The 24,073-nt window shown below is 46.0% G+C and carries 24 protein-coding genes and 1 pseudogene; 11 read left to right on the top strand and 14 right to left on the bottom strand.

Annotated elements, in window-relative coordinates; all coding sequences use genetic code 11:
- Positions 1–72 precede the first annotated feature (72 nt).
- The 7 genes from FCL48_RS13885 to FCL48_RS13855 form a co-directional block, all read right to left on the bottom strand.
- Positions 73–591 carry a DUF4388 domain-containing protein gene (locus FCL48_RS13885; protein ID WP_136872889.1) on the bottom strand — a complete coding sequence of 173 codons (519 nt, stop codon included), beginning with the start codon at positions 589–591 and terminating at the stop codon, positions 73–75.
- Positions 591–1,688, bottom strand: coding sequence for a cache and HAMP domain-containing protein (locus tag FCL48_RS13880; RefSeq protein WP_169309222.1), 1,098 nt, complete (start codon positions 1,686–1,688; stop codon positions 591–593). Before FCL48_RS13880 ends, FCL48_RS13885 begins: the two co-directional genes overlap by 1 nt.
- Positions 1,689–1,927: 239 nt before the next feature.
- Positions 1,928–2,374, bottom strand: coding sequence for a YhcH/YjgK/YiaL family protein (locus FCL48_RS13875; protein ID WP_136872887.1), 447 nt, complete (start codon positions 2,372–2,374; stop codon positions 1,928–1,930).
- A gap of 20 nt (positions 2,375–2,394) precedes the next feature.
- A complete protein-coding gene (locus FCL48_RS13870; RefSeq protein WP_136872886.1) occupies positions 2,395–3,393 on the bottom strand; it encodes a methyltransferase in 999 nt (332 codons plus the stop codon).
- Positions 3,394–3,515: 122 nt separating this feature from the next.
- Complete coding sequence (locus FCL48_RS13865) at positions 3,516–4,163, bottom strand: CBS domain-containing protein (RefSeq protein WP_136872885.1); 648 nt, start codon at positions 4,161–4,163, stop codon at positions 3,516–3,518.
- A complete protein-coding gene (locus tag FCL48_RS13860; protein WP_136872884.1) occupies positions 4,154–5,815 on the bottom strand; it encodes a DUF342 domain-containing protein in 1,662 nt (553 codons plus the stop codon). The genes FCL48_RS13865 and FCL48_RS13860 overlap by 10 nt, the downstream gene beginning before the upstream one ends.
- Positions 5,816–5,943: 128 nt before the next feature.
- Entirely contained in the window at positions 5,944–8,148 is a 2,205-nt protein-coding gene (locus FCL48_RS13855; RefSeq protein ID WP_136872883.1) for a SulP family inorganic anion transporter, read from the bottom strand.
- 294 nt (positions 8,149–8,442) lie between these two features.
- On the opposite strand from FCL48_RS13855, the gene FCL48_RS13850 reads away from it, so the two are divergent.
- The 4 genes and pseudogenes from FCL48_RS13850 (at position 8,443) to FCL48_RS13835 (ending at position 12,942) form a co-directional block, all read left to right on the top strand.
- A complete protein-coding gene (locus tag FCL48_RS13850; RefSeq protein ID WP_136872882.1) occupies positions 8,443–10,455 on the top strand; it encodes a cation:proton antiporter in 2,013 nt (670 codons plus the stop codon).
- Between the two features lie 313 nt (positions 10,456–10,768).
- Positions 10,769–12,025 (top strand): nickel-dependent lactate racemase, encoded by a 1,257-nt coding sequence (gene larA / locus FCL48_RS13845; RefSeq protein WP_169309221.1) that lies wholly within the window; start codon positions 10,769–10,771, stop codon positions 12,023–12,025.
- Positions 12,026–12,326: 301 nt separating this feature from the next.
- Positions 12,327–12,605: pseudogene (locus tag FCL48_RS25910) on the top strand (hypothetical protein); the annotation flags it as partial.
- A gap of 148 nt (positions 12,606–12,753) precedes the next feature.
- The gene (locus FCL48_RS13835) at positions 12,754–12,942 is read left to right on the top strand and encodes a hypothetical protein (protein WP_205747718.1); all 189 of its coding nucleotides are present in this window, start codon (positions 12,754–12,756) and stop codon (positions 12,940–12,942) included.
- A gap of 128 nt (positions 12,943–13,070) precedes the next feature.
- On the opposite strand, the gene FCL48_RS13830 is transcribed toward FCL48_RS13835, so the two are convergent.
- Together FCL48_RS13830 and FCL48_RS25000 are read right to left on the bottom strand one after the other, a co-directional pair.
- Positions 13,071–13,571, bottom strand: coding sequence for a hypothetical protein (locus FCL48_RS13830; protein WP_136872880.1), 501 nt, complete (start codon positions 13,569–13,571; stop codon positions 13,071–13,073).
- A 659-nt stretch (positions 13,572–14,230) separates the two neighbouring features.
- On the bottom strand, positions 14,231–14,374 hold the full coding sequence (locus FCL48_RS25000) for a hypothetical protein (RefSeq protein WP_169309220.1): 144 nt from the start codon (positions 14,372–14,374) through the stop codon (positions 14,231–14,233).
- A 367-nt stretch (positions 14,375–14,741) separates the two neighbouring features.
- Between FCL48_RS25000 and FCL48_RS13825 the strand changes: the two genes are divergently transcribed.
- The 7 genes from FCL48_RS13825 to FCL48_RS13795 all read left to right on the top strand — a co-directional run bounded on the left by FCL48_RS13825 (position 14,742) and on the right by FCL48_RS13795 (position 19,787).
- Entirely contained in the window at positions 14,742–14,963 is a 222-nt protein-coding gene (locus tag FCL48_RS13825) for a hypothetical protein (protein WP_136872879.1), read from the top strand.
- Positions 14,964–15,112: 149 nt separating this feature from the next.
- A complete protein-coding gene (locus FCL48_RS13820; RefSeq protein ID WP_136872878.1) occupies positions 15,113–15,934 on the top strand; it encodes a CsgG/HfaB family protein in 822 nt (273 codons plus the stop codon).
- A gap of 234 nt (positions 15,935–16,168) precedes the next feature.
- Entirely contained in the window at positions 16,169–16,309 is a 141-nt protein-coding gene (locus FCL48_RS25905) for a hypothetical protein (protein WP_371418678.1), read from the top strand.
- A 540-nt stretch (positions 16,310–16,849) separates the two neighbouring features.
- Positions 16,850–17,518 (top strand): RES family NAD+ phosphorylase, encoded by a 669-nt coding sequence (locus FCL48_RS13810; protein ID WP_205747717.1) that lies wholly within the window; start codon positions 16,850–16,852, stop codon positions 17,516–17,518.
- A 393-nt stretch (positions 17,519–17,911) separates the two neighbouring features.
- Positions 17,912–18,202 (top strand): hypothetical protein, encoded by a 291-nt coding sequence (locus tag FCL48_RS13805; RefSeq protein ID WP_136872876.1) that lies wholly within the window; start codon positions 17,912–17,914, stop codon positions 18,200–18,202.
- Positions 18,203–18,434: 232 nt separating this feature from the next.
- Positions 18,435–18,884, top strand: coding sequence for a hypothetical protein (locus FCL48_RS13800; RefSeq protein ID WP_136872875.1), 450 nt, complete (start codon positions 18,435–18,437; stop codon positions 18,882–18,884).
- Positions 18,885–18,995: 111 nt separating this feature from the next.
- Positions 18,996–19,787: a hypothetical protein gene (locus FCL48_RS13795; protein WP_136872874.1), complete on the top strand. Its 792-nt coding sequence runs from the start codon at positions 18,996–18,998 to the stop codon at positions 19,785–19,787.
- Between the two features lie 421 nt (positions 19,788–20,208).
- Here FCL48_RS13795 and FCL48_RS13790 read toward each other — a convergent pair whose 3' ends face one another.
- The 5 genes from FCL48_RS13790 to FCL48_RS13770 all read right to left on the bottom strand — a co-directional run bounded on the left by FCL48_RS13790 (position 20,209) and on the right by FCL48_RS13770 (position 24,072).
- Positions 20,209–21,933, bottom strand: a complete 1,725-nt coding sequence (locus FCL48_RS13790; protein ID WP_136872873.1) for a DUF6798 domain-containing protein — start codon at positions 21,931–21,933, stop codon at positions 20,209–20,211.
- On the bottom strand, positions 21,930–22,340 hold the full coding sequence (locus FCL48_RS13785) for a GtrA family protein (protein ID WP_169309219.1): 411 nt from the start codon (positions 22,338–22,340) through the stop codon (positions 21,930–21,932). The genes FCL48_RS13790 and FCL48_RS13785 overlap by 4 nt, the downstream gene beginning before the upstream one ends.
- On the bottom strand, positions 22,321–23,325 hold the full coding sequence (locus FCL48_RS13780; protein ID WP_136872871.1) for a glycosyltransferase family 2 protein: 1,005 nt from the start codon (positions 23,323–23,325) through the stop codon (positions 22,321–22,323). The genes FCL48_RS13785 and FCL48_RS13780 overlap by 20 nt, the downstream gene beginning before the upstream one ends.
- A 204-nt stretch (positions 23,326–23,529) precedes the next feature.
- The gene (locus tag FCL48_RS13775; protein ID WP_136872870.1) at positions 23,530–23,727 is read right to left on the bottom strand and encodes a hypothetical protein; all 198 of its coding nucleotides are present in this window, start codon (positions 23,725–23,727) and stop codon (positions 23,530–23,532) included.
- 3 nt (positions 23,728–23,730) lie between these two features.
- Complete coding sequence (locus FCL48_RS13770) at positions 23,731–24,072, bottom strand: hypothetical protein (protein WP_136872869.1); 342 nt, start codon at positions 24,070–24,072, stop codon at positions 23,731–23,733.
- Position 24,073 lies beyond the last annotated feature (1 nt).

Here is a 24,073-nt window from a genome sequence, read left to right as displayed (position 1 = left end):
CAGCAATGTACGACAGCTGCACCCTTGCCACCTCGATAATGGAGTCAGCAGACTCGTGAAATAGTTCAAGGGTTAATTCATAGTGGCAGCAATCTGAGCGCGAAATTTTTTGGCCTGTTCTTCGGATGGAATTTCCGAGGCAAGGGCATCAACTGCTGCTGCCATGTCAGGTACAAAATCAAGATGTTCTTCACAGATTATAGCGGCCATCGGTCCGATATACCCAGCCAGGGCCGCTTCGAGAAACTGTTTCTGTTCACTGCTTAAGCCGCCGGCAACTTTCACCGCCGCCAGACGGCCTCCGCTGAGATGGTCCAGAATCTTCTCCGTTGAGGGGAGGGGACTGCGCCGAGGTGAGGTTGCATTTTTCTGAAACTTATAGCGGCCCGCCTTGATGGTAAGCATGAGATCCAGAGCTTCCTGGCCCTGCTTATTATAAAAATAGACAAAAACGATCTTCCCGTTTTCAATAACAATTTGAGCACTGCGGTTCGCTTTTGTTGCAATAAACAGTAGGCCGGTCTCTTTTTTTGAACAAAAACTGCTGATTTTATCCACCAGCTCGGGAAAAGGAATATAGTCCTGGCTCATTATTCTCTCCCTTTTCGTAATCTGGCAAATGCCATTTGCAGACTGACACCCATCCTTTCAATTGCCCTTGCCAGTGCACCTATTTCATCATTTCGATGTGTCTCGCGGATGTTTGCCTCGAGGTTGCCGCGGCTGATTTCATCGGCGATCTTAGTCAGGTTCTGCAGGGGAGAACTGAGGCGTGAGGCAAGCAGGTATGCAATAACGATGACCGCAAGAAGGGTTGCTGCCAGCAGAATCAATGCATTCTTCTGGGCGCTGTTTGCTGCGGCAAAGGCTTCATCGTAATCTTGTTGTAGGATGAGAGTCCAGCCCTGTTCTGTCTTTTTGGTGTGTGCAACGAAGCGCTTGCCTTTGTCTTCAAAGAGATATGATCCTGTTGGAGATGCTCTGAATTGAGTCAAGGCGGGATGATCACTGAAATTTTGCAGGTTAAAGGAAATATTGGTATCGCCACTTGCGATCAGTCGGTTCTGTTCATCCAGAAGTGTTGCGAAACCGGTTGAACCCAGTTTCGTTTTGGTCACTATCTGTGAGACATCTTCGAGGGTCATGGCGACTGCAATCACCCCCAGTATTTCTGAGCCACTCTTTTTGATAGGCTTTGCGAGGATGAAGGCGGGTTTATTCGAGGTTTTGCCAAGAAGCACCTCTTGGCCAAGCGCTTTGCCGTCCATAACCTGTTTGAAGTAGTCCCGGTCTCCGTAAAACCTCGTTGCTTGCCCATCGCTTCGTCCAAGATTCTGCCCATCGGGCAGGATAGTAAAGGCGAGGTAGACCCAGCTGTATTGATTACTGATACTTGTAAGGACTGGATTTTGCTCATCCGCATCCATGGAGAGCAGGGCGGGGGTCTGGCTGTTTTGTTCGAGCATGCGAAGGTTGGCCGCGGTCCAGTTGTCAACGCTCTGGCTGATGCTCCCAGCGCTGGAAGCAAGACCACTAAAAACAGCCTCCTCCCAGTTTTGCTTGGCGAGGTACACAGAGTTATACCAAAGCCCGCCAATCGGAATGAGTGCTACAATACACATTGTAACTAAAATCTGATAAACAATCCTGAACCCTGAACGTTGTGTCTCGACATCTTTGCTTTGCATACACTTTGCACTCCTCAATGCCTTGTAAATCTTCATTTTCAATGGATGTAAACAAGGCAGCCTTGAGTAAGGCACAACCTTGTGCACAGTTGCGGGACCGTTGTTGTATTACACCATAAAAAGTGAAAGGATTGCAAATTTTAAAATGCATGGAGATACTGAAAATATTGGAGAATTCTTTTCAGCCCATGCATTTGTATGGAGCAAAGAAATGTACAGAGAAACAGAAGGGGCGTCTATTATATCGCAATCTTCATAACCACCTTGTGGATTATATCTTTCGCGATAAGAGGAAGATGAGCATCCTCTGGAAAAAAAATGGCAAACTGACCTGGTTGAGTCACAAACCACGTCGTTGGAGGGTCGGTAAAAAACTGTATGTCGGCTTCAGGATCATATGGGGCAACAGCATCCATACAGGTCGCTCTGCTGCGCCAGCCCATCTCGTCCGTTCCACTCAGGACCAGCTGAATATCGATATATTTATTGTGGGCCTCAATCTGGGCACTCTCTTTGCTTCGGCCCTGATCTTTGGCGACAATGGCAAAAACGGCATCACCATCGATTGGATACTTGCCTTCTGCAAGCTCACTGAGACCGGGTTGTTGCAAGAATTGAAAGGCCTGAGAGAAATTTTTATGCAGTGATTCATACTTTTGCGCATTTTCCAAGGTATCAAAAATCATATCTTTTTTGCCTCTGTTTGTTATTTAGATTTGATACCCGAGAGTATCGATGAGTCATTTGGCGTTCTGAGAGTATGGTGCCGGATCTGCGTGATTCCTGCTTTTTCCATCATACGGGTAATTTCCTGTACGGAATATGATCTGCCCCTTTCAGTGCCAACGAGCATGTTCAAGGCAAAGAGTGCGGGAAATTCCGGCCCGTCTTTCTCTGCTGTCAGAATAAAATCATGGATCAGGATGAGGCCGCCGGGTTCAAGCGAGTCTACGGTTTTCTGAATGCATTGTTCGCACTGTTTGTAGGAGTTGCTGTGGAGGATATGGGAAAGCCAGGCAACATCGAACAAGGGTGCCGGAAAGGGAGAAATGGTAAAATCTCCGGGTTCAAAGGAGATGCGATCCTCAAGTTGAAAAGACGCCACCACTTTTTGTGCGATGGGCTCCGTTGTTGGGCGATCAAAGATAACTGCTCGCAGATCAGGGTTTTTCAGGCAGAATTGTATGGAATAGGTGCCGGGCCCACCGCCAAGATCCAGCAACCGTCTGCGTCCGTTTAAATCAATATTTTCTGCTATCTGGGGGGCAATCCCCGCTGCCAGGTTAAACATGCCCAGCAGAAAACTTTCTCTCTCGGCGCTGGCCCCGTAGGAGCGCCTTTCTACCTTTTTTCCTGTGCAGACTGCTTTGTCTAATTGCGCCCATCCATCCAGCAGGTGATGGTGGTGGAGAATGATGTGCCCCATGTATTGTTTGGAATCTTCGAGGAGATAGGTTGATGTAAAGGGAGTGTTTGCATAATGTTCCTGCTCTTTTTCAAGAAGTCCCATTGCCGTGAGGGCATCAAGTAGAAGACCGGTGGCTCTGCTGTCGGTGGAGGCCTTTTCTGCGATCTCGGTTGCGGCCGCTTTTTCCTGACCAATAAGCGAAAAAATACGCAGCCGCACCGCCGCCTGCAGTGTGCAGCCCCGCCAGTATCCGCTTGAAATACTCAGTAACGTTCCTACATTCCAGTTCTGTGGCATGGCAGACCTCATAGGGATTTTTGGAAGTGTTGTATGTCGTTTGCCTGTAAAACAGATAACCAATTTCTTACTGTCTCTGAACTGCAAGTCGGAGACAGCACATCTGCTCAGCAATGTATGGGTTAGTTGTCTGTGATGATGCTGCTGATCTTGCAGCCCATTTTCCACAGCTCATCGACGATTGCCTGTGATTGATTGCTCGTTATGCGAAGAGTAATACTCCTTGTCTGGTGGCTGTGATTATTGCAGATGGCGATATTGTTGATCTGTGCGTCATAGGCGTTAAGCAGCTCAAACATGTTGTACAGTGCGCTGTTGTCACGACTAAGACACAGTTCGATCCTGATGTCTTTATTGTCACTGCCAAGTATTTGGGTAAAGGCTCTGAAGATATCCGACTCTGTAATAATACCTGTCAGAAGGTCATTTTCAATAACAGGAATGCCGCCGATTTTATTCTTGAGCATGAGTGTTGCTATCTTTTCCAGGGTGTCAGTGGGCTGAACAGTGATGGGCGTTCGGGTCATAAAGGCAGCAACTTTGACCTGGTTGGCAAGCGCTCTTGTGGTGTCATCGAGGCTTGCGTCAACGACTGAAGGCAGGGCTTTTTTTATGTCTTCTTTACTGATGATACCAAGAAGTCTACGCTCCGAATCGATTACAGGGATTCTACGAATGCGGTGTCCCTCCATCAGGGAGCAGGCCTCACGGATGGTGTCTTCCGGTTGAACGGTTATTACCTCAGTGTGCATCCAAAATTTTACGAACATGTACTTTTCCTCCCGGTATATGGGGTGGCAACAATGTGTCCGGTAGAGCGATCCACATGAAAACGTATAGCGGCGGCATCTTCTTCAAGGGTAGTGCTGATGTTGCCGATACGCAGTTTGGTTCCTGAAAATATTCTACCCCGAACGGCTATAAAAGCCTCTGTATAATTGAAACCAGGGTCAAATTTCGAATAGAGGGGGCTGTCTTTAATGAGGTTGAGTTTTTTCAGGTTACCCTGACGTTTTCGTACAATTGCATCTTTTGCCTTGTATATGAGCGACTCAGCATATTCTTTGCCATGCATGTTCAGGAGGCTTTCCAGCTCATCTTGCAATTTTATTGCTTCAGTTTGTAGTCTATGCAAAAGCTCAAGCCTTGAGGGGTCTATGCCTGCAAAAATAATGGCAGGTGTCGCATTACCGGTTCCAACAGAGTCCCCAATAAAATTATCTCCACAGATCAATCTTCCGCCTACAATTTTGGAGTCAGGTCTGCTGAGCAGCATCTTGCAGGAACTGATACTGGCGTAGTAGGCACCTTTTCCTATGATAACGGTGCCTCCTCCTGCGATGCGGCCCCGTTCGATAAAAGATACCTCCACATCACCTTCTGTGGTGAGCCTGGCATTTTCTCCAATCAGGCCGCCTGTAATTTTGGTGTTACCCTTGGTCGTAACTGCTGCCCCGTTGATATTGCCGCCGACCAACAGATCACCCTTGCAGAGTACGGTAAACCCCGGTTTGACATCGCCCTTGATCTCAAGACCGTCATTTGATTCAATATTGCCGACCGAAAAATCGACATCGCCGGCGATCGTCTGTTTTGCACTTACCTTGACATCGGTTTCATTGACAATGGACAGAGCCCCTGCGCAGGTGGCAAGCAACTGTCCGTTCTCCTCAATATAGTGAACATCACCGGAGGCTCTGACCTTAATGTCTTTACCCGGTTTTTGTGGTAAGGGCTGACCATGAATATCCCTTCCGGGTGTACCTTGGGTAAGAGGAACTTTCGTTGCAATGAGTTCGTCTTTATCAATGCCGATAAACATTTTTCTTTCCCGCCAGTCGATGGAACCGTCCTGGAGGATTTTCCCGGGGAGCGGTCCAATTTCTACCTCAAAACGGAGATAGGCATCATCTCCACCAAGGGGCAGCAAACCTCTTGCAATGGGAATGTGTTCCTGTGGCTGTTGGAACTGGCGGACTTGTTCGATGGTCTCTCGGATTGTCTGTTCGTCTATGCCGGAGTTGATATCATGTTCTCTGCAGAATGTCAGAATATCAGAAAAATCAGGGAGGGTGCAACCCGTCGGAGCGGGAAGCAGGGTAAGGCTTGCCAGCATCTGATCGGCAGAGATTTCAATGATAGGGGTGACATCGACTCTGTATACAGTGATCTGATCTTTGCTGGTTTGACTGAGACTCGGATAGCCTGAGATATCCGCGATGAGTGATGTACCATTCTCGGAAAGGGAGGTGTGTTTGCCCGGCTGTAAGGTAATGCCCGCAGGTAACTGATCTGACTGAAAACTGATAAGGGGTTGATTTTTTACCATCAGTTCAGGGATGACAAGTTCGCAAGCCACGCCGTTCACTGTTGCAGCGATGGTTTGAGATTGAAAATGAACAGTAACAGCGGTGCTTGCCATAATGGTTGACGAGGGAGTAAAGGTCTATCTTGTTGAAATCATATATCTGTTACTTGTATAACAAATTGCCACTCTTCGTCAATGTACGATCAGTTCTTTGTTTGGATAAAAAGAGTCGCCTCTTTTCTCTATTGCTGCAGGGCATTTACCGTTTTTACCAGTTGCGAAACTCTTTCAGCAAGCAGGCGAACCATAATCTTATGGAGCAGGGCAGAGGCCGCCGGATTTTCTTTCTCCAGTTGCTGAATCTTTTCATTTGATATTCTGTAGATAACTGAAGGAACAGCTGCAATTACTTCAGAGCTTCGACAGTGCCCCAGATAGAAACTGATGTCGCCTACGACTCGACCGTTTTTCATGGTTTCGAGGTGAAATGTCGACGCTGTCTCCTCTGTTGGCGTGTTTGCTCTGCAAATGACTTTTCCTGATTCTATAAAAAAAAAGTCATTTGCAGGCGCCCCTTCACACATGAGTACATGGCCTGGGGCTACTTCCAATCTCTCCATATATGGCAGCAGGGGGCCAATGTCGCAGGAGTCGGGCAGGGTGTTGGCAAGCTGTTGCCTTATCGTAAGCGGTCGACTTTTGAGTCCATCAGATCTGTGCAGGATCTGGTCTTCCCCCCATTCCATAGCATCATTTAAATGTTTAAAATAATGGATGTAACTGTGGGAGGAGAAAAGGCCACCTTTGAGAAGTTGTCGGGTAATTTGAGGCGAAGAACCAGCAATTATGAGATGGGTTTTATGTACCATCATGAGGTTCAGTAATTTACGAAAACTCAGCATGCCTGTTGAGTCTAAAATTGCGACTCTCTGAAAGTCGAGAACGACAAACTCTAAGCGCTCTGTTGTCGTGTTTGTCAGCCTTTTTTTAATTCGATTAAATAGTCGGTAGGCCGTACCGAAAAATATAAACCCTTGAAGCTGTAGAATGTAAATGCTCTCCCCATGGATATCCAGGAGCTGACGCTGGTCGTGGCGACGTGGCTCCAGGCTTTGAAAGGTTTTTCCTGTCAATTCATGGCGAACAACTTCTGTCCGACTATAGCTGACAATAAACATGATGACCGCCGCCAAAAGACCGATGCCAACACCGGGCATAAATCCCGCTGTTGCGATGACCAGGAGAACGAGCCAGATAATGAAAAAGTCAATGGTTGGCAGGGTAAAAAAGGTTTCATAGGCCCATTCGTAAAGAAAGGTGAGACCCAGATACATGATCATGCCACCCATGATAACCTTAGGAAAATAGGAGATAACAGATGTGCCAAAAAATAATGCAAGACCAATAACCGTAACACCTATTAGACCGACCATTCGACTTTGTGCCTGCATCCTGTAATTCAATACGGACAATCCCAGTTGACGAAAGCCAACAAATCCAGGAGAAAGACAGGAAAATAAATTGGCAATTCCAGCCAAACGCAGCTCTTTGTTGAGATCAACATCCTGTTTCACTTCAAGCTCAAAGGCACTGGCGTTGAGTAAAAGGGCTATGGAGCCGACAGTTATAACTGTTGCCATGTTTGCGGCCTGCCCTGCGATAATGGACCAGTCCACAAGGGAAAATTGTGACAGGGTAAGTGGTTGCCAGGATACCTGGTTGTTAAATGGGCCAAGCAACCAGCCGTTCGCGCTTAACTTCTCAGGCGTGAGTCCTGAGATCCAGGCGTTTCCGTAGAACAGTATGAGGCCGATGATTATGAAGAACGGCAAGGTAAAGGGGCTTTGAAAGCGTTTGACTATGATCAGCAGTATCAAGGCAAACATGACGCCTGGAAACCAGCGACCCAGGAAATAGGGTTCAAGCAGTTCACCCAGGGAACATGTGCCGGTGGTCAGAGTAAATCCTCCTTTAAACAGTAACCAGCCGGCACCAGCTAAAAACCCCCCAACCACCGGATAGGGAAAATAGCGTATCAAGCCGCCCAGGCGAAAGGAGCTCAGGGCCAAAAAGAAGAGTCCAGTCAGCAAAACCGTCAGGGCAATGGCTGTAATGACAGTACAGAACATACTCTCAGAGGAGGCCCCTCCGGGCATTGTTGAAATAATTGAGGTGGAAATAATGGTGAATATTGCCACAGAGACATCCTGATTACTTCCAATTGTTCCAGGCAGAGTTGCAAAAAGAGCAATTATTGTGGCGATAGCAATGGCACCTGCCAGGGCAAAGCCTATACCCTGGCTCAAAAAAGGGCTCAGCGGCCCGCTGTAGATAAGTGCTGCATATGAGCTCGAGAGTACGACTTGAAGCAGCCCTGTTATGAGACCACACGTTGTTATCGCAAGCAGTGAGCCGAGATTTTTTGTTTGCGAGACGGAGTTGGACAATCGCAGGCCTCTTTTTTTGAAGGAATAATGTCAATCGTGAAAAGATGGTCAATGCTACGATGTAGTACATATTTGTAGGGAAGATATCATTAAAGTCAATGGAGTAACTGTAGAGCATACCTGGCAGTTGAAAAGGATGGAGTCTCTCGTGGGTTAAGCTGACAGGGAGCATTGTTATGCATTGTTTGCAGGGGCCTCAGTAAGATCGGCAGTGAAAAAAGTAGGAAAGAAGTGTAGAATCACGTCCTATTGTTCGCCAGTAACTGACTTTTTTATCTATTATGAGGTTGTTTCATGGGTATCGCCACTGATATCATTATCCTTGTCCTGACATCTTTTTTCTGTGGCCTGATTATGCAGCGGTTACATCAGCCACTTATTCTTGGTTATATTGCTGCCGGTGTTATCCTCGGTCCCTATACGGGTGGAATGACGATTAGTGAAATCCATGATATTGAATTACTGGCTGAGATAGGAGTGGCACTTTTGTTGTTTGGTCTTGGGCTTGAGTTTTCTCTCAAAGATCTTAAACCAGTGAAATATATCGCACTTATCGGCACCCCACTGCAGATGATTTTGACCATATGTTTTGGTTTTCTGATCGGCATGGCGTTTGGTTGGGAGTGGAAGAGTGCACTCTGGTTTGGTTCGTTGATATCGTTATCTTCAACCATGGTGATCTTAAAAACGTTAATGAACCAGGGCTGGCTGGGGACTCTATCCAGCAAGGTAATGATCGGAATGCTGATCGTTCAGGATCTCGCTGTAGTACCGTTGATGATTATCCTGCCCCAGCTCAACCATCCGGCCACAGGCCTTGGCATCCTAGGGCTCGCCTTTCTTAAAGCGGGGGCTTTTCTTGTATCCATGTTTTTTATTGGTACCCGCCTGCTCCCTTATCTTCTGAAGACTATTGCCAGACTTGGTTCCAGGGAGCTATTTATTCTCGCCATAACCGCAATTGGCCTTGGTGTTGGCTATGTGACATATATGGTGGGGCTGTCTTTTGCTTTTGGTGCTTTCATCGCCGGGATGGTGCTGAGCGAGTCGGATTATGGCCACCAGGCTCTCAGTGATATCATCCCCCTTCGGGATCTTTTTGGTCTGCTGTTTTTTGCCTCTGTCGGAATGCTTCTTGACCCGCGGTTTTTGATCAGTCATTTTCCTCTCATCATGTTGCTCGTCATTGTGGTGAGTCTTGGCAAAGGTTTTATCTTTGCAGGGATTTCCTGGCTGTTTCGCTATAGAAATGTCATTCCTCTCGCGGTGGGCCTTGGACTTTTCCAAGTCGGGGAATTCTCCTTTGTTCTTGCCCGGATAGGGGTTTCCACGGAGTCTATCAGCAGCGAATTTTACAATATGTTCCTCACCATGGCGGTTGTCTCCATGGTACTGACCCCCTTCATTTCTTCTCAGACTTCGCGCCTGTACAGTCTCAAGAAACGCTGGATTCGCCACGAACCTCTTGAATCTTTTAACTTTCCTGAGAATAGACTGCGTCACCACGTGGTGATTGCTGGTTGTGGACGTATGGGCTTTCAGGTCGCTCAGGTTTTACAGCGGTTGTCGATTCCCTTTGTTGTGGTTGAACTCGACCAGCTGCGGGTCGAACGGGCTAAATCCGCCAACTTCCCTGTCATCTATGGCGACGGGGGGCAGGAGGTTGTACAGGAGGCGTTGAATATGGGAGAGGCCGCACTTCTGGTGGTGACAATTCCAGGTATTGTTGTGGCCCGTTCAATTATCAGTCATGCCAAAAAAGCCAACAGTCGTCTTAAGGTTGTCGCACGTATCTCAGACCCTGAGTTTTTTGGCGTCTTCAAGGAGTTGGAGGTGGTTGATCTGATATATCCAGAATTTGAGGCCGGGCTGGAAATGACCCGGCAGGTTCTGCTCTACCTGCGTATTCCTGTGCCGGAAATTCAGCTGCATACAGAAAATCTGCGCAGTGAACTTCTTTCAAATGCAGCAAATTCGGGAGAGGAATACAGGACCCTTGGGCAGTTGAGGGCAGCTGAACAACAGTTTGATCTGCAATGGGTGGAAATAAACGCAGACAACCCACTTATCGGTGTGAGTATTGCGAAGGCTGAAATTCGTAAAACCACCGGAGTTTCCGTGGTTGGCGTTATTCGGGATGGAAATCTGCAGGCCAATCCTGAACCATCTCTGTGTTTTCGCCAGGATGATCTCGTGGCGATTATCGGCGCGGCCGCAGCGCGCCAGAAGTTTCACTGTTTGTTGAATCCCACATCGGACAAATGTCTTGTTCCTGAGAGTACAGGTTTAGACATCGTGACCGGCTAGCAAAAGACCACCGGGCATCAGGGGATGGTATTGCCGCTGGTTTTTTGATGCTGGTTTGCAGCAAAGTAAAAGAGAAGAAAAGCTTTGAGCACTGTACATATTGGTGTTTTATTTTTGTAAAAAATCAACCTGCCACAAGGGACTCATTCCTTCTATTGTTAGAGGGGAGCAGCCCCTTATTAAAGAAATGAAACCGATCCTGTATTATTTTTTTTTAATACCGTGGATTGATATGATAGAAATGAGCTGGTTTTCCGAGTAGGTAATATTTTTACAAACCGTAATGAATTAACAAAAATAGATGGAGATGACAATGAAGGCGAACCTTCTGTGTGGTAAAGAAACGATACAACTTGAGTTACCAGATTCTGTTCAGCTCATTGAAAACAGGCCAGCAAAAGCCCTTGCAAACCCCGAGGCGGCGGTACGTGAAAGCCTCCTGAACCCTATTGGGACTGCACCTCTGACAGAGATCGCCAGGGGCCGTAAAAATGCCTGTATCGTTATCTCGGACATTACCCGGCCGGTGCCAAATAAAATCATTCTACCACCGCTGCTGCGAACCTTGGAAGAGGCGGGTATTGCCCCCCAGAACACCACTATTCTTATTGCAACGGGTATGCACCGGCCCAATCTGGGGGAAGAGCTTGAATCGATGGTCGGGAAAGAGATTATGGATAACTATAAAATAGTTAACCATTACTGCCAGAAAGAAGAAGAGTTACGGGAAATAGCAAAAATCGACGGGGCGCCTATTGAAATCAACACCCATTATCTCGATGCTGATCTGAAAATTTTGACCGGCCTCATCGAACCACATTTCTATGCCGGGTTTTCAGGAAGTCGCAAGTCTATTCTGCCTGGGATTTCCAGCTATCAGACCATGAAGTTTATGCATTCGTATAAGGTAATCGATCAGTTACGCGAGGCAAACTGCAGGCTGGAGAATAACATTTTCCATCAGTATGCCATGGAGGTGACTGAGCTTGTCGGAGTTGATTTTATCCTCAATGTCGTCATTAATCAGAAGCGCGAACTGGCCGGGGTCTTTGCAGGGCATTACGATCTTGCCCATCAGAAAGGGTGCAAACTCGTTGCCAACCACGCTGTTGCGAAACTGCCTGAAAAAGTTGACCTGGTGATTACCTCTGCGGGGGGGTATCCCTTAGATGCTTCCTTTTATCAGGTATCAAAATGTCTCATTGCAGCAAGGGATATCCTGAAAAAAAACGGCACCATTCTTGTCACCTGTGGCTGTGAAGAGGGCCTTGGTGGAGAGGAATTCTGCACAATTATGAGGTCGAATCCAACCCCGGAACACTTTAACAAGCACCATGGAAATCCTGATAATTTTGTCATCGATCAGTGGTGCGCCCAGAATATTTATCAGGCGCTTGCCCATGCGGGTAAGATTTATATCTACTCTCCTGGCCTGTCAGAAGAGGATGTGGCTCGTTTTCAGGGGATCAAAATCCTGGATTGTCAGAAAGCCGTGGATGAACTCCTTAAATCTCACGTAAAGGTAGCCGTTATTCCAGAAGGCCCTTATGTGGTGGGTAAAATAGGCTGAGGTTGTTTCTCAAGGGGCGTCCTTCGCTCGTCTTGTCCAATAGCAATTGCGAAGGTCGCCTTGAAGCTTTTCTCATATGCGACTAACACCGAAAAAGTCCTGGAGAAAAACTGCTTAAAGCTTCAGCACCTGTACTCCATGTAATCTCATGCAACCAGATACCCCGACTTGGCATTCTATCAAAATAAGGTTGCTGAGCCTTGGAAAATTCAGATTCAGCTACAGGCAGAGTGCGGCCATTTCAGAAAGCTCTATGAAGGAGCACCCACCGCTCAGCTAACAGTCCCGTGATGAAAATGGCAATTTTATTGATATTAACCAGGCTTGGCTGGATACTCTTGGCAACTCTCGAGAAGAGGTTATTGGTGCCATCAATTTTGGCTATGGTGGTCCGCCTGAAGATATAGAAAAATTGCGACTCCTTAGTGCATTATATAAGCGTGGAGAAGAGCAACTCCAGCATGCGGCTCAGAATTATAATTCAAGGCCGCTACTTGAAATGGAGTTAGCCAAGAGAGGGCTGCAGACATCAGCGAAAATGATTTCTATCGTTGATCGAGCGCAAATTAAGCGAAAATAGTTTCAAACTGTCGGAGAGTCGGCATCGTACTCTCATCAACACCATACCTGATCTTGTCTGGCTAAAAGATGTAGACGGTACCTACCTGAACTGCAATAAGACCTTTCATTAATGTTATTTTGGACAATTTTGCATCGAGGGTGGCTGAATGACCACAGTACATGGAGATACCGATCTGCTTCCTGTTTCCATTGGTTTCCAGGGGGGCAGCCGTTCTTCAATTATTGAAGGTCAATCGAATAAAGTGATCGGCAAATCCGTAAAGGTGATGAGCTGGTATGATAACGAATGGGGGACTTCAACCGTATCCTTGATCGTATGCTTCACCTGGATTTAAGTGGCGTTTGGTGATTGATAATCTGTAACTCTTTTTTGTCGTTTGTTGTTTGTTGATCCCTGCCTTTTCCAGCTCATGCAGAGCAATCGGCTGCGTGAGCTGGAAGTATTTTTTGCAGATGTTCAATCTTAGAAATTACCCATCTCAAGGACAGTTTCAGCAAGAACCTTTTCTCCATCAGCAGCTTTTATGGTCACGTAGTAGGCATGACCTTTGCCACCCGAGCAGGGGGGCATGTACGCGCCTTCCTTATCCCAGCCGGGACTGCGGTGGGCTTCAATTGACTTGAAATCGGCAGGTAAGTCGAATGTGTGCCCGGGGACTGAAGGGATTTCCACTTCGCTGGCTGGTGCGTGCAGAGTATAAACCATTCTTCCATGCCCGCCGTTATTCATTTTTTCAGAATCACGATCGCTGTATTCGAGGATGATTGCATTAGTGCCGGTGGGTATATCTTTGATCATAAGCTTGGGAGTTGCTGGATTATTGCCGCCAAATTTCTGACATTGTTGTCCTTCTGGAACATCTATTCCATCCCAGGCATTGTCTGAAAAACTTGCCTCAAGGGCCAGAGCGTTTGAGGCGAGAAAAACAGTGGAAAGTGATACCAGAAAAGTTCTTAATTTCATTATGACATTCTCCCTGTAGTGTTTGATTGTTGAACTTCCTGCACTCTGTCTGTGTTGACAGCATGATACGTTCATGGAGGCATGAAGAGTAGCCCTTTGATTAGGTTAGGCGTATTGTTATAAATAATTGTTTTTTTTTCTTTGACAAGGGCAGTCAATGGCGGATTTTTGTATCAAATTGTAGTGCTAATGTGTAGGCAATGGTATTGGGGTTCACTTTTGGTTAATACTTTCTATTTTTAAACCTGCCGGAGTGACGGAGCGCATTATCAGAAAGTTGACGGTTGACAGTAGGCCGCAGTGTGAAAAGACGCTGAAGAAGAGTGCGACAGTCACCGCTGTCTTTTATAGTGCGGGGATATTCTTCAAGCAGTGGGGTTAAAGCCGGAAGTCAGATCTTGATGACACCAGGCCGGCAATGAGGAGGCTTCTCTTTTATTATCCAGGCCGGTATTGCGCTGTATGGGCCTGATGTGATTTTCAGTTATTTGGGAAAGGGCTCTTGATTCTGTTGGCGTCGCCTCCCTCGCTGGGAGTTTCACCAGGGAGGCGGAGCATGAAAAACAGCAGAGAACAACAGGTATCGTCCCGGTTCACAATGAATGAGCCTGTTGCCTTGTCTGAACCGGGTTTGTATATCCTGTAAATTAAAGATTACCTTATTTCTTGTCCTTCTTGCTCTTTTTGTCTTTCTTCTCCTTTTTCTTTTTCTCAGCTTTTTTCAGCTCTTTTTTTTCACATTTTTTCTTGTCACACTTCTTCTCGTCTTTTTTATCTTTCTTATCCTTCTTGTCTTTTGCCATTACTGCCTCCTGATTTGATTTTTCGGTAGAGTGAACAAACAGCATGCGCATCTCATTGCTCATGCAGACTGTAAATGTTTTTTATGTACAGAGATTTACATTATTTATAGCAGAGTTGAATGTCAAAGTTATTCTTCAGTTCCCGGACGAAAACCGGTAATCCGTTCAACTTAAGACGGCCAAACAACAAAGGGCAGTAATGGGGGAGAGTTTTTGTAGAGCCCTATGGAATAACTAGGGCAAACCGATTCAAGCCCTGCGATTTTATTTTTGAGCAGGGCATATGGAGCCTGTTATGCAGAAAACGGGGGGACTCGGTCTCTTGATCTCTGGACTGAGTGCTTGGAGATAGTTCATCTGGGGCAGAATGTCTTTTTCCAAGCTCAACGCCTGGAGCAATTTCAGTCAGCTCGAAGCCATGATCTGTAAGGGTGAACACACATCTCTTCGTGGTATAGACAACCTTCTGGCCCATTTCAATGGCGTAGGCACCATTGAAGGTGACATGTTCCACCTCTCCCTACAAACGTCTGGCAACTGGCCCATGGGTTTACGGGGTATCTGTCCTATCGCTTTTTGGAGGTCTTGACAAACTCCTTTTAAAAGTCAACCCTTTTAAAGGCCCTCACCTTCAGACAAAATGTTCCTGTTTACAGTTAGGTAAAATTATGATTTAAATAGTAAAACTTATTCGAACAAATACATTTTCAATCAACCTACCGCTAAAAGGAGAATATCATGACTCTACCCCTTAAACCTGTATTAACTCTACAGCTCTTCGCGTCTCTTGTTCTCTCAATCTCGTTGACAGGATGCATCGGTATGCAGATGGGCTCGGAAGGAGCCAAGACAACCGCTACCGGCTCTACCGCAGGTTCATCTTCCCAAAATGTAAACCCTGCGCTCCAGAGGTGTGATGCTACACTCGGCACCTTAGCTGTCGTCGAAGAAACCTCCGCCCCATGGTATGTATATTTGAGGACTGATTGGAAACTCGGACCAACAACTCCAGTTTTAAAAATGCTGGCACAGCAATCTAACTGCTTCGTCGTTGTAGAGCGTGGCCGTGCAATGAATAACATGATGGAAGAGCGCGCCCTTGAAAATTCTGGTGAGTTGCGAAAGGGATCAAATTTCCAAAAAGGCCAGATGGTGGCAGCGGATTATTCCATGAGTCCTTCAATAACCTTCAGCAACAATAATGCAGGAAGCATAGGAGGAGCGATAGGGGGAGTGTTTGGATCGGTAGGATCGCTTATTGGCAGTAGTCTAAACTTTAAAGAGGCGAGCACGATGCTGACGCTTATAGACAACCGCTCAGGTGTACAATTAGCCGCTTCTGAAGGAAGTGCCAAAAATGTTGACCTCGGTATGCTTGGTGGTCTTTTCTCCAGCGGAATTGGTTTAGGTGGAGGGGGCTATACAAATACTGCTGAAGGTAAAGTCCTGGTCGCGGCATTTACAGACTCATTTAATAACATGGTCATAGCCCTGAAATCCTACAAAGCCCAAGAAGTAAAAGGTGGCTTAGGTACTGGAGGTTCCCTGAAGGTGAATTAATCCTACAAAAGCAAAACAACCTCTCTTTACTGAGTACACACTGTTACAGGAATCAACAGTTTTTAGTTGTGCAGCAGAGTTCCTGGATTGTCCCTCCCCTTTTTCACGCGAAAAAGGGGAGGGGATTCTTGCCGGTGGCATGGAAGAGCCCATGAGCCCGGAGCCCTACGCCCTGCCAGGAGCCCAGGGGGACAGGGGATGGGTGATGGGTAGCTGCTTGTCTGTTGATCTTTGATGGCCTGCAAGCGCGAGCTCAAGTGTGATATTGAAAGAACCAACGTGCTTGGCAGCGATATCTGTTTGGGGCATCCCATTGGGGGTACCGGTGCGAGTATCCTTGTGACCTTGATGCACCAGATGAAGCGTCAGAAGTAGGGGCTTGGTCTGGCTTCTTTGTGTATTGGTGGCGGCCAGGACATGGCTATGGTTCTGGAAAACTGTGCAGTTTGAGTGCAATCGCACCATGTTTTTCCCTCATTTGCATGACGCAATGGTATGACCAGGAAGGCCTTGGGCCTTCCTGGTGTCGGCGAGCAATAGATTTCGATCATTTTGAATGGTTGATACAGCCTGAACTGAAAGTATCATCAATCAGCCGGATGTGTGGAAATGGAGCAACTTTACATTCCGATATGAATCAGGATGTACAGGAACAAGGTCAAATCGTTGAATTTGTATTTCTATGTTCGTTGCCAGTGGAAATCTATATCCGGTAATTTACGATAGTGTTGTGGTATCGTGAAGGTTGCCTAACTCGTCCTCCTTCTGTATAACATTACAAAAAGCGAGTTAAGAAGTTTCTACACAATCACTTGTTATCTTTATGATATGAAACATTTTAAAAGTCACAGTAGTTATTCGAACTTTGAACGATCTGTAAAAACGAACAACAGGTACTTCTATGACAAAGAAATAATGAAATTCATGATGAAGGTCCTTGAAGCATCGGTCAAAAGAGTAGAATACATAAAAAAAGGTAGTCATCTTTGGCGAGCTCAACTCGGTCACTCATGGAAACCTGAATATCAAGATGATATCCTTATAGGTGATCTTCCAGCCCCTTATCCTTCAGAAAGGATGCTTCCGTTAAGGCATGAAGCATCTGAAGGGAGAGCAAATCCTAAAGGAATACCTTATCTTTATACAGCTACGACGAAAGAAACCGCAATGGCAGAAGTTCGTCCTTGGCTTGGATCAACAGTTTCGGTTGGTAGTTTTAAAACTCTAAAAAAAATGAAGCTAGTTGATTGCTCAGTTAATACCAATAAATTTACAATTTATTTTAAAGAACCTAGCCCGAAAAAGAGAGAAGAAGCTGTCTGGGCTGATATAGACACTGCATTTTCGAAACCCATGACTAATACTGACCGAGTTGCAGATTATGTTCCAACACAAGTAATGGCAGAGTTTTTCAAACACAATGGCTTTGATGGAATTGCATACAAAAGCATGCTTGCTGAAGGACATAATATAGTTTTTTTCGATCTAGATTCCATTAAGTTATTAAGTTGTCATCTATTTGATCTTAAGGACTTGAAATTTAAATTTAATGAATCAGCAAATCCCTACTATGTAACTGAATAATAATTTTCAGATAACCCATCACTACACTAGGACCGCCTAAGGTCACAGGTATTGCAAGTGAATCGACATCAACTAAACTCAACCTGTATTTTTCTTGTTCTTGAGACGAACGCTAACGCTGCAGATTATCTTTCTATAGGCCTATTTGATGGTTTAGTTATCCAAGGTGAAATAGCTCCCAATGATTACAAGAAGTTTATTGGTGTGTTATCTAATCATCAGCGCTTAGAAACCCATCAGAACTATACGGCATGAACATTGGAACTAAACAGTTTAGGTGGGGATGTGCAAGCGGCCATGAGGATACGTAGGTTTGTCAGAAAGCCCATTGCACAGAAAATTTCCTGAATTGCATGTTCTGTGCTGTTGATTAATTAAAGGAGGGATTTAACCGTGAAAAAGTTTTTATTAGCACTCTGTGTTCTTTCTGTCCCCTGTTCTTCTGTTGCCGGTTGGTTCGGTCCGGATAATTACGAAGATTGTATTCTTGAGAATTCGAAAGGGGTTGATAGTGACGTTGCTGCAAGGCTTGTTCATAATGCTTGTCGCAAAAAGTTTCCAACAGATGAAGAGATTAGGATGAAAAAGATTTGTGATGACATGAAGACATTGTCTTTTGAGGAAGCGAAAAAACGTTACCCAGACGTAGGTTTTTTCGACTGTACTCAAATGATCACCGACTAAACTCATCAGTATGTAGTGCAGGAGTCCTCACAAACGTTCCCGGTGTGTTGAATGTTTCGGTTTCCGGAATGCTCTGGGATACTCAATTAGGTGCAATGGGAGAAGAATCAAGGGTCACATCTTAATTATTGACAGGACGAACAATATCTGAGCGTAAAACCAGAGTAGATTCAAAATTTATCAACAAAGTCTTTCACCAGTTGAACTAGTGAAGACGACGTTAGGAGGTATCATGAGCAATACTTCAAGTACTACGCCTGCTGGGCTCGCCCGCTATGCGCGCGAATATTTTGAAGCAGCTATTGCTGCCGATGATGTAATTGGAATGAGGCCTGGATATGAGTTTGTCGCTCCACCTCCTGTAATGTTCCTGGTGGCTCATTCAATTGAGCTCGCAATCAAATCCTATATCTTGTTCAAAGGAAAATCATTAAACGATATTACGAAATTATCTCACAAATTAAACGATTGTTGGGACGCAGCCAAAAAGGAAAACATTGAGGTCCATGTTAAATTATCCGATGACGATATCGATGTGCTAAACCTGATTAATGATCTGCATGTTTCAACGGAATTAAGATACATACAGACTGGGTATAAAAATTTTCCGGTTTTTGGCCCCCTCCAGAATTTGGCAAAGAAACTTTTAGATGCAATATGCCCTCTTGTTGGCTACAAATAATTTTGTTTTTTCGATAAACCATAAAAATGTGGGTTTGCTCCTAATCTTCTACGGCCGCGGACTCGGTTCCCTCGCCGCAGAGTAGTGCGTTAGATTTCACAGGAGATCTCAATGATAGCAATTCGACTGTTTTGTCTTTGGCTTATGTTGTGGGGTGCCGTTTCTCCATGCTTTGGCCTTGAAGTGACAGAGGTAAAGGATAACGAACACACACTGTTATTATCAGGTCAAATCGAACCTGGAGATCTTAACAAGATTGTAAAAGCTGTTTCTCCACCTAATTCATTCCCTAAATACTTTACCCTTGACTCTTCTGGCGGGGATGTTTTAGAGGCAATGAAAATCGGGCATTTTATTAGAGAAACAGCTTCCGGCACATGCGTAAATAAAACTTGTGCTAGCGCTTGTGTATTTATTCTTGTTGGAGGGGTTTCTAAAACAGCTTGGCCATCTTCTGATATCGGATTACACAGACCGTATTTCAAGCCTGAGCACTATGCCAGCCTATCTCTAAATGAGGCAGAGGGTGGATATGCGAAAGTTAGAAATGCGACCAGGAAGTACTTGGTTGATATGGAAGTACCCACTGCCTATATAGAGAAGATGTTTTCAATTTCATCTGATGATGTCTATTTCTTGTCAGAAACAGAAAAAGAGAGTTTGCTCGTCAGCCCATCTGCTTATTCTGAATGGGTTCGTGCAAAGTGCGATCCACCAACTGCCAAAGAATGGGAGTTGTTTAAATTAAAAGGTTTCAACATATTTGATCAGTTCGATAACCCGCCTCCATCAAACCCCGTGTATGTCGCTTTTATAAGTAAGTACAATCGGTCAAGTGCTTGCGAAGAATCGTTGGTAGCCGATGTTCGAGAGCCGGTTTTGAAGAAATATATCAAACAATAATAGGTATAAAATCTAACAAATTACTCCAGCGGACGGCGAGAACGTATGCGGCCTGACGGGCAAGTTTAGGTGTCGCCGTCGCTGAGTTCAGGCGTTACTCCATTTCTAAACGATTCAAATGTTGATACTTTCGTATCAAGCGTTGATATTGGCAGTGTGAATCTCTTGAGATGTCGTTTTTATCTGATGTTTACCTTATTCCTGTGCATCCCAGATAGCAGGCTCAACAAAATCACCCTTCAAGGCTGTCAGGCAATCAGCAAGCTCCCTCAACACTATGCCCTCTGTGCAGAAATACTTCTCACGATTATAACTTTGTTCAAAATTTATTGTCAGCCGAGTCCTTGTCGTGTTTTTTCAATTCCTGGAGGGGGCAAATAATTTTTTGCCGTTATCAAAAGAGTTCTTTTTATGATGACGGTCACTTATGTTGTTCCACAGCTACAACCGAAAATCGAGTATTTTCAAAAACGACAGGGAAATTCCATTTAGCCTGATTCTTTGTGCGGTATTGGACCATATGGGTCACGGCATACTTTTGTTTGAGGCGCAGAAGGCGGTCGTAATCCATAGCAAGATAGCCGCGCACTGCCTCTGTCTCAGTATTCGGGCTGGAGATTCCACTGATATCCTCAATTCTTTTGTACCAGTTCAGAATTCCATCCGGGTCAATTGGCGTTGATTTCCAGTCCACCACCACCGCCCGTTCCCCGTGTAACCGGAAGTTCAAAAGATCGGGAGGAATGAGAAATGTTGATGTTACAGGTGTCTGTTTGCACCAGCTGTACAACTCTTGTTCATCCTGGCCGGGAAACCCATTGATCAGGGTCGATTTTCTGTAGAAGGAGTCGACGTTGAAGGCAAGACTGCTCAGTAAGAGAAGGAGTGCGCCACCAACCACGCCATTTTTTTTCGTAAACGGTAGTGGCAGGCTGGTTGGGCCTTTTTTTTGGAAGACTAGAATAATCGCGAGAAGGGCGAAAAAGGCAAGGAGCAAGAGAAAAAAAGAGGAGAAAAAACGGTGGTGTGCAAGATGTCCATACAGCAACAGAATGGCCCCGCAGACCATCAGAACAAACCTGAACCCGGTAAATCTGATCTTTGGTTGCTCCGTGGGAGTAGCAGTAAAATTGGCAGGGCCAAATGTAACCACAGTCGTAATGAGAATAATTTGTGACAATAAAACGGAAAATGGTGCGAGGCGCCAGAAATAGAGTTTTGCCACGATAGGGATGAAGATAACGGTGGTAAGAAATGTAGCAATCACCACAAGGGAAAAGAGAACTCCAAAAAGTATGTACGCCCGTCGCCGTATTTCCAAATTTTCTCCTGGTAATCCGAGGCAGGCCAGGCCCATCAGCGACCAGCCGCCAAACAGGATAAAATCCTTTAAATAGGACATAGGCATATAATGGTGGGGGGCCCTGATCTGGAAAAAGATCCGGCTGGATTCTTCACCTCCCTGCGAGGCTGCCATTCCAAGGAGAAACGGCAGTACCAGAAGGAAAACAGGGACTACAGAGATGAACTGCTGAAACAGCCTTTTTATCAGCGCAGTTCTCCCTGAAAAGAGATGGGCGAGGCCAAAGAAGACAATACCCAGAAGAAGAAAGTTGGTGTGCATCCAACCGGCCAAGGCATGAAACAGTCCGGAGAGATAATAACGCTCCTTCAGAAACCAGTACAGGGCCACCAGGGTGCAGACACCGCCCAGAGATGACGGCTGGAGGGTTGCCGCAAAGATATAGCTCTCACCAACACTTGCGGTCTGCTCGGTGACCACGAGGAACAGGACCATCAGATAACAAAGGGATGCCTCCTTTGCTGCGATTAACCGGACGATATTATAGATTGCAGCAAGACCCGCTATCCGAAGGAGCAGTTCTATCGCCACGAGTGTGTGGGCAAGGGGCAGGCCCGTAAAATGGATGAGTTGAAGCAGGAGGGAAAACTTGGAGTGGTAGTGACTGGTTTGCCGGGCAAACCAGTCATTGATCAGAAAGTCGGGGAAGATCTTCGTCATCCCGTCGATGAGGTAGGTATTCTGATTGTTATTGCCGTAGGCCAGACCAAAACTCACCGCAACGGTAACTGTTACGAAGAGTAAAATCCATTTTTCAGTGTGAGTGGTGAGTCTGGATCTCATCGCTGGTTTGTGTTGTTAAAGACCAGTAGCCTGGTCAGGATAAAATTAATGGCGGTGATTATTGCCATCACAATACACCATAGGAGATTGATGTTCCATGTCAGAAGAAGCGCCGTTTTCTCGAGAAGAAAGGAGCTGAACAGCATCAGGCTGAGCTGGACCAGCAAAAAGCTGATGAAGGTATTTTTTGCCGGTCTGCTGTCTGCAAAAGTATAGCTTCTGTTGAGGCAAAAGCTCCAGACGATGCCTGTCGCATAACTTATGCACTGCGACAGAAAGGTCTCGGCTACCAAGACGAAGTGGTAGGCAACGTAGAACGTGAGAAAGCTGATAATGGTGTTGGAAATACCAACCAGCACAAACCGAAACAGTTGTCGGGCGATCAGCTTATTCCGTTTTTCTTTCAACGCTGCTCTCGACAATGAATTTCGGACGATTCTGGAGCGCAAGATGTATACGGGACAGGTAGGCTCCAATGATACCAAGGATGACAAATAAAATGCCAAAGAGAAAGGAAATAACTCCAACGGTGGAAGCCCAGCCGGGGACTGTCCTTCCATTGGCGTACTGGAAAAGAATATAGATGATTTCCAGAAATGCCAGCGAGCTGGTGAGAAGGCCTATCCAGACGCCAATGATCAGTGGTTTTGTGGAAAAGGAAATTATCGAGCCGCCTGCAAACCTGAACATTTTGAGCAGATTATACTTGGTCTTGCCGGAAAATCTCTTTCCTGCATTGTAGGGAATGGTTACGCAGGAAAAACCGAGCCATTCTATGGTCCCCCGGATAAAAATATCAACATCCTGAATGGCAAGGATGTGTTTGAGCACGGACCTGTCCATGAGACGAAAATCTGAAGCCCCGGCCTCCATGGGAACATCGGACAGAAAGGAAAAGACCTTGTAGAAAGAGGATGAGCTTATTCTCTTAAAGGCAGAGACGGTTTCTCTGTCATGGCGACAGGTATTAACCACCAGGTAGCCTTTCTGATACTGGGCCAACATCTCTTGTATAAGAGCAGGTGGATGTTGCAGGTCTCCATCCATGGAGACTATCGCCTGGCCCCTGGCGCTTGCAAGCCCGGCCAGCAGGGCGTGTTGATGGCCGAAATTTCTGACCAGCTTGACGCCTCGTACAGCTGGCATGGAGCTGGAGCAGTCAGAGATCATGTGCCAGGTTCGGTCACGGCTCCCATCATCTACCAGGATGATTTCGTAGCTTACCCCGAGATTATGGAGAGTGTTCTCCAACTGTACGAGCAGGGGCTGCACATTACTTTCCTCGTTGTAGAGTGGAACCACTACAGAGAGATATATGTCAGAAGATGTAGGCAACGCGCTTCCTTCGTCGACGCTTTGCTCTGAGGAAAGGAATGCAGTAGTATTTTCCATGGGGTGGCTGGTGAAGAGAGGTTCTTGTTGAGTCTGGAAATTGGCCAAAGTGTATGACCGCACAATGTTTTTAAAAAAGTTTTTAGTAAAAATCCCTGTGAGAGCTATCTACCGCAAAAAAGGTGGCGAATGGTACTGTATTGGAGGGATAAAGACAAGAGGAGAGAGGTGTGGGGCAGATTTTTGCCGATGGAAAACTTGGGGTTAATTCATGGGGCAAGAACCAACCTCGTTCCCGTTAAAAGCACAGAGGAAATGGGGCTGTATTCCATGGACAGCGGAAGGGTCAAAAGGATAAATGGCGCGGCTTGCCCGGGTTTTCCCCTGGTGGGAAGCCGTCCAGGAAGAAGGCAGTCTCGCCTGCATCGGCGCTGCTGCCTTCTTGGATGGATCTGTTTTCAATAGCTACGCCTTGTTGATGGCATTTGCTTCGAGAAACCGAATATCAAGAGTTCCGTCAGCCTCATTGGCACCTATCTGATAGGTGCCTCGGTTGGTAATCTCAAGCATCTGCTTTGCGCCTTCTTCTTTAAAAACTGCAGCGATACCATCCCGTTTATCCACGTCGGACTCTTCGTTGAAAAAAAGACTCACATCTTTTCCCTCTGTTTCCATGCGGAGCAAGAACGCATTATGCTCAAAAAAGACAAGATCTTCATAGCAGTGTGAAATTTGAAAACCGATGCCTTCCGTCAGATTTTTTAACAGCCCGAGAGGTCTGTAGGGTATAGCTTGTGAACTGGTCAAG

It is taken from the genome of Desulforhopalus sp. IMCC35007 (genome assembly GCF_005116575.1).
In the GTDB taxonomy this organism is placed as follows: domain Bacteria; phylum Desulfobacterota; class Desulfobulbia; order Desulfobulbales; family Desulfocapsaceae; genus Desulforhopalus_A.
This window is presented reverse-complemented; position numbering and strand designations above follow the sequence as displayed.